This is a genomic window from Lonsdalea britannica (assembly GCF_946477055.1).
Lineage (GTDB): Bacteria > Pseudomonadota > Gammaproteobacteria > Enterobacterales > Enterobacteriaceae > Lonsdalea > Lonsdalea britannica_A.
Genome location: NZ_CAMKXG010000218.1, coordinates 1 through 6,066, shown reverse-complemented (window position 1 = coordinate 6,066; position 6,066 = coordinate 1). Strand labels below are relative to the sequence as shown.

At 54.3% G+C, this 6,066-nt stretch carries 7 protein-coding genes and 1 tRNA gene; all 8 read right to left on the bottom strand.

The features are described 5' to 3' along the window. Window position 1 precedes the first annotated feature (1 nt). Window positions 2-77: transfer RNA gene (locus Q7O77_RS13530), tRNA-Thr, on the bottom strand. A gap of 176 nt (window positions 78-253) precedes the next feature. Beyond that, window positions 254-1,507, bottom strand: a complete 1,254-nt coding sequence (gene proA, locus Q7O77_RS13525; RefSeq protein ID WP_304168241.1) for a glutamate-5-semialdehyde dehydrogenase — start codon at window positions 1,505-1,507, stop codon at window positions 254-256. Between the two features lie 10 nt (window positions 1,508-1,517). Next, the gene (gene proB / locus Q7O77_RS13520; RefSeq protein ID WP_304168240.1) at window positions 1,518-2,621 is read right to left on the bottom strand and encodes a glutamate 5-kinase; all 1,104 of its coding nucleotides are present in this window, start codon (window positions 2,619-2,621) and stop codon (window positions 1,518-1,520) included. A gap of 127 nt (window positions 2,622-2,748) precedes the next feature. Next, window positions 2,749-3,123, bottom strand: coding sequence for a sigma factor-binding protein Crl (gene crl, locus Q7O77_RS13515; RefSeq protein ID WP_304168243.1), 375 nt, complete (start codon window positions 3,121-3,123; stop codon window positions 2,749-2,751). Window positions 3,124-3,248: 125 nt separating this feature from the next. Continuing rightward, on the bottom strand, window positions 3,249-3,734 hold the full coding sequence (locus Q7O77_RS13510) for an OmpA family protein (RefSeq protein WP_304168238.1): 486 nt from the start codon (window positions 3,732-3,734) through the stop codon (window positions 3,249-3,251). 8 nt (window positions 3,735-3,742) lie between these two features. Continuing rightward, a complete protein-coding gene (gene dgcN, locus Q7O77_RS13505) occupies window positions 3,743-4,981 on the bottom strand; it encodes a diguanylate cyclase DgcN (protein ID WP_304168236.1) in 1,239 nt (412 codons plus the stop codon). Further along, the gene (locus Q7O77_RS13500; RefSeq protein WP_304168234.1) at window positions 4,974-5,633 is read right to left on the bottom strand and encodes a YfiR family protein; all 660 of its coding nucleotides are present in this window, start codon (window positions 5,631-5,633) and stop codon (window positions 4,974-4,976) included. Before Q7O77_RS13500 ends, dgcN begins: the two co-directional genes overlap by 8 nt. An 85-nt stretch (window positions 5,634-5,718) precedes the next feature. Further along, window positions 5,719-6,066 (bottom strand): alpha/beta hydrolase (locus Q7O77_RS13495; RefSeq protein WP_304168231.1); only part of this gene is annotated, 348 nt, incomplete at its 5' end.

Sequence of the window (6,066 nt, the reverse complement as noted above, 5' to 3'; positions counted from 1 at the left end):
ATGGTGCCGATAATAGGAGTCGAACCTACGACCTTCGCATTACGAATGCGCTGCTCTACCAACTGAGCTATATCGGCTTTTTGGTCGTCCTGCGAGTGCCTGACGATGCGTTACGGGGTGACAAACTAGTGAAATCATGCCGGCAAGTCAAGCATCTGGCGCTCGTCTGCCGATTTTATAATCGGACAGCCGAGCGCTTTTTTCGTGTTATAGCAGCCTGTTATAAATCTCCAACCTGCTATAACACAGACGATTAAGCGCGGACGAGATCGTCGCCGTAGCCAATCCACTTGTAGGTGGTGAGCGCTTCCAGTCCCATTGGGCCACGCGCATGCAGTTTCTGCGTGCTGACGGCCACTTCAGCGCCCAGTCCAAACTGTCCGCCGTCGGTGAAACGGGTGCTGGCATTCACGTAAACGGCGGAAGAATCGACCTCACGGACAAACTGTTCCGCACGGCTCAGTGAACGCGTCAGAATCGCGTCTGAGTGCTGCGTACCGTGTTCACGGATATGGGAGACGGCATCGTCGATATCGTCCACCAGCGCGACATTTAGGTCCAGCGACAGCCATTCATCATCAAAGTCGGCGGCTTCGACTGCGATCACCTTCGCCGGTCCCTCGCTCAGCAACGGCAAGGAACGTGGGCAGGCATGCAGCGTGACGCCGCTTTTGTGCATCGCCGCGCTCAGCTGCGGCAGGAAATCCTGCGCAATACGCTGATTCACCAGCAGCGTTTCCAACGTGTTGCAGGTGCTGGGACGCTGGGTTTTCGCATTCACGATGATGCGCAGTGCGGGTTCAAACTCCATCGACTCATCGACGTAAGTATGGCAAACGCCGATACCGCCGGTGATCACAGGGATGGTCGACTGTTCACGGCAGAGCTTGTGAAGACCTGCGCCGCCGCGTGGGATCAACATGTCTACGTAGCGATCGAGTTTCAGCAGTTGGTTGACGAGTTCGCGGTCCGGTTTCTCAATCGCCTGGATCGCCGCGGCGGGTAAGCCGCACTGCGTCAATGCCCGTTGGATTACGCTGACCGTCGCCACATTGGTGCGGTACGTCTCTTTCCCGCCGCGCAGAATAGCCGCGTTGCCGGTTTTCAGGCACAGGCTCGCCACATCGACCGTCACATTGGGACGCGCTTCGTAGATCACCCCGACCACGCCTAGCGGTACGCGCCGACGTTCCAGTTTGAGGCCGTTGTCCAGAATGCGTCCATCCATCACTTCGCCGACCGGATCGTTGAGGCTGCAAACTTGACGTACGTCGCTCGCGATTGCGGCCAGACGCGCTGGCGTCAGTTGAAGACGGTCCAGCATCGCTTCGCTCAGTCCCTCTTCACGCGCGGCGGCAACGTCCTGTTCGTTGGCGGACAGAATAGAGGCGCTTTCCGCTTCCAGCAGATCGGCTATCGCGATAAGGGCCTGATTTTTCTCACTGGTGCTCAAGGCCGCCAGTTGATAAGAGGCCTGTTTTGCCGCTTTGCCCATTTGTTCAAGCACCGCGTACTCCTTAATTGATAATCATGTCGTCCCGATGGACCGCCACCGGACCGTATTCGTATCCGAGAATATCTTCGATCTCCTGGGAGTGATGGCCCGCGATCATGCGCAATGCATCACTGTTGTAGCGAGTCACCGCATGAGCCAAATCCCGACCGGACAGGCTGCGTACGCAGATGACTTCGCCACGGGAGAAAATCCCTGTGACTTCCCGAATGCCTTTTGGCAGCAGAGAGCTGCCGCGTTCCTGAATGGCGGACAGCGCGCCGTCATCCACAATGATCTCACCTGCCGGGGGCGCGCCGAAAATCCAACGTTTCCGTTTTTCGAGCGGTTCGTCGACGGCATGGAAGTGAGTACCTACCGACACGTTGTTCATGACATCGCCAATCACGCCCAGTCGGCAACCTTCCGCGATGATGACGTCGATACCGGCGCGGCAGGCCACTTCGGCCGCCTGAATTTTGGTCGACATACCGCCGGTGCCCAGACCCGATACGCTGCCGCCCGCGATGTGACGCAGCTCGTCGGTGATGGTCTGAACGTCGCTAATCAGCTTCGCATCCGGGTTGTCACGCGGATCGGCGGTGAAGAGGCCCTTCTGATCGGTGAGCAGTAACAGCTTGTCGGCGTCCGCCATAATGGCGACCAGCGCCGACAGGTTATCGTTGTCGCCAACCTTGATTTCCAGTGTCGCGACCGCGTCGTTCTCATTGATAACCGGAACAACGCGATTATCCAGCAATGCACGCATCGTGTCGCGCGCATTCAGGAAACGTTCCCGATCTTCCATATCCGCACGGGTCAGTAACATCTGACCGATGTGGATGCCGTAAATCGAGAACAGCTGCTCCCACAGCTGGATCAGTCGGCTCTGCCCGACGGCGGCCAACAGCTGCTTGGTTGCGACATTCACGGGGAGGTCGGGATAGCCGAGGTGCTCCCGGCCTGCGGCGATAGCGCCTGAGGTAACGATAACAATGCGATGCCCTGCGGCATGCAACTGCGCGCACTGACGCACAAGTTCTACGATATGGGCCCGGTTGAGGCGAGAAGACCCGCCTGTCAGCACGCTGGTGCCCAGTTTTACAACCATCGTTTGGCTGCCACTCATAATTTTTCTGCCATTGCGTTGTATAAAAAAAGAGGATGGTGAAGAAAACGTTGTAACAGGAGAGACGCGTTATGCCAACAGGCACAACGCGAAAAAAACCGACACAGGTCGATGACCTGAAGGGGCGTTACGGCCTTTCCGTTAAGGAATAAGGGGGGTCGAGCTGCTGAACCAATACTGCCAGTCGTTTGTGGAAACTTTCCCGCGTGGTGTTCACTTTTTCGGTGATAGCTTTGTCTTTGAATTTAATTTCAGACCAGTTGCCCGCTTCATCAAACAAGCCATAACGATACGAATAAGTCATACTTTGTCCCTGCGCATCCAAATCTAACCACCAGCCCCAAAATTCGCGTTTTTCCGGCTCCGCTTTGACATCGACGCACATCGCCAGGCAGTCAAAGAAGAAGTAGAAATCATGGCATTGGCCTTCCCGCAAATAAGGTCCCAAAGAGGTAAAATTTTTAATTAAACGGTGTCGCGTATGTCCACACGGTAATGTCATTCGGCATTCTCCAAGTTTTAACATTAAGTTATTAGCAGAGATGCCGTATTTTTCAACTTAATCGCGGGATAAATAAGGCTTGACGACAGGCGTTTTTATCGACACCTGCCGTCAGAAGGGACAGATTATGGGGCGGTGATGACGATGGAAACGCGACGATTTTCGGCTCTACCCTGCGCCGTCGCATTGCTCGCAATAGGGTAATCCTTACCCAAACCGCGCGTCTGGATATGGCTACGCGGAATGTTGGCGCTGACGGCGTACACATCCGCGACGACTTCAGCACGGCGCAAGGAGAGCGCCTTGTTATAGCGATCATCACCGGTATTATCCGTATGACCATCCATGCGCGCATGGCTCAGTCCTACGGCGGACAACGTATTGGCGACTCTCTTGATCGCCGCCCGGCTTTGGGAAGTCAGCTCGGATTGATCGAGGCCGAACAGCACTTTTTCCGTCAGCCCCAGCGTCCACCCCTCGTCGCTCGGCTTAAATCCCGTCGATTGCAATGCGGCAACCTGCGCTGGCGTGAACGGACCTTTGTGAGACTGACAGGCCACCAGGCCCAACGCCATGACAGCGATGAGCACGTACTGCAGACTGAATTTCATACAACCACTTACCTCGTTAACGCATGTCGCCTGTATTTTTGTTTTTCCAGGTACATGTTTTTGTCAGCCTGCTCCAGGAGGTCCTCTATAGTGGAGTACTGATCGGCAATCGCTACGCCAATGCTTAGCGACATCACAACTTCTGCGCCATTTTGAAGTTCGATCGGCTGGCTTACGCGGCGCCGGATCTTGTTCACGATGGGCATGACGTCATCCATATCCTGGACGTCAGACAGGATCAAAGCGAACTCATCGCCGCCCAATCGCGCCGGAAGGTCTTTTTTCCCTGCGCAATATTTCAATCGTTTAGCGATGGTTATCAACACCTTGTCGCCAGCAGCGTGGCCATAGGTATCATTGATGTATTTGAACTGGTTGCCATCCATAAACAGCACGGCCGTACGGCTGTGGCTCTCTTCATCTTCCAGCACGTTTTCCAGCGCGCTGCAGAAAGCCGTGCGGTTAGCCAACCCCGTCAGTGCATCGTGCAGAGAGCGTTTCAGCAAGGAATCGTTCTCTTTCAGGATCTGCTCCTGCCAGCTTTCAATCTCTTCCAGCAGGCTGTTGAAATCCTGACTAAAGATGTCCAGTTCGACAATTTTTTCCGACGGCACTCGCCGGGCGAAGTTACGGTTTTCACGAATGTCGTGCACCACTTCGGCAATATTTTGCAGCGCCATAATCAGGCCGTGGTGCAAGTGACGGGTGATGATGACGGACAATATCGAGGCGAAAACCAGGCACAGCGTGAGTACCAGCAAGGAGAAGTAGACGAAGCTTTTCACCGGGGCGTCGCTGCCCGAAATCTCGATATGGCCGACGAGATTGCCCCGATGATAGATAGGTTGCAGCACCGAACTGGGAAACAGCCACTTGGCGATCACCCGGCTCATCGGGTCAGCGTGCTCGCTGCCCGCGGCCTGCCAGAACGTAATTTTTCGGCCGTTCGCATCCGTGACGATAGCCTGACTGAACTGACCTTGCTGACCGAGGGTGCTCAGCGTTTCACGGGCCGCCACGCCGTCGCGGAACACGACAGCGGCCTCGATGCTCTGACTCAGGGTACTGGCGAGCAGCTGCAGATTCTTCTCAGAATACTGTTTGAATGAAATCAACGACGCCGTGGTGATCAACATCCATGACACCGTCATTGTAATGACAATACTTAAGGTACTGATTCGAGCCAGGGCATTTCTGAACGTGATTCTGCCGGTGACTGTACTGGACGTAGAGGCTGGCTTATCCATGTTTAGCATTCCGCGGACGACCAAGCATTAATACTTCGGGACTAACTTTCACCCCGGTACGAAACAACGAGTCCAAATTTACAGAGAAACTGACCTTTTTATCCGCGAAGATAAGACAAAACGCGCTGCCATCAACACATTCGGGGTTCTGTTCCGATATGGTCAGTAATGGATGCGCTGGGTCCAGGCTTGAAATTCCGACCTGCTCTTGAATGGATTCCCTGCCGAAGTATACCGCATCGCAGTGCGAGGACGAAAAATCATCGACATCATCTATTAATATTGCATTGAACGTGGGGATATCTTGTTCATTACGAGTATCGGTGAGCACAGTAGCAAAATGCGCTGAAGAGAATACGCAAAGCGTAGGAACTGTTTCGGTGGTTGGCCACCGGGTGTAGCTGACGATACCGGAGACGGTACGGCGGAGGTCGGCAGCCGAAACCTGATTCATCTCTGTTTTAAGATTGGACGCCTCGGCCCTGGCTAACATAAGGGGTAACATCAAAAATATCAGAACAAGTAAGATCCACCTTCTCTCCATAATAACGTTATCCAGCTGCTTATCATCCAATTGGGAAGGAATGTTTTTTGCACGCGCTGCAAAGCCACACGCGCGGCGGCTTACCTTCGAAGCTATTTTGTTTTCCAAATAGCATAGCTAATGGATACGTTATCACCATCTCACCCAAGGTAATGGGACGATAAAAGGGACGATTATGCGGCAGATAAAGACATCACTCTTGAAGCTGATGCCGTAACCAGTGACTGATTTGCTGTAAACAGAGGTGGAAATTTTCGTAGACCGGCGAAGCATTCACCGTTAGAAGCTTGCCTTGGGGCGATGAATTGACGATAAGTTCGGACTCCTCTTTCGGGCTGAGCACGTCGTCCTTCCAGTAGGCGGAGAGCATCGGCGTTGGGCAGCGCCGTCCCAACAACCCCTGCGTTTTCAGAGAGTAGCGCCCCATTTCAGCCTTTAAAGCGGCGTCGGTGCAAGACGGCATACCGAGTCGGCTGGCGAGAATATCCATGTACATGTCCGGCACGTCCTGCTGACGCACCGCGTCGGCGAGCAGCGAGTG

Excerpts from the sequence above, each read along its gene's own strand:
- proB (WP_304168240.1), bottom strand. The coding sequence starts at position 2,621 with ATGAGTGGCAGCCAAACGATGGTTGTAAAACTGGGCACCAGCGTGCTG.
- crl (WP_304168243.1), bottom strand. The coding sequence starts at position 3,123 with ATGACATTACCGTGTGGACATACGCGACACCGTTTAATTAAAAATTTT.
- Q7O77_RS13510 (WP_304168238.1), bottom strand. The coding sequence starts at position 3,734 with ATGAAATTCAGTCTGCAGTACGTGCTCATCGCTGTCATGGCGTTGGGC.
- dgcN (WP_304168236.1), bottom strand. The coding sequence starts at position 4,981 with ATGGATAAGCCAGCCTCTACGTCCAGTACAGTCACCGGCAGAATCACG.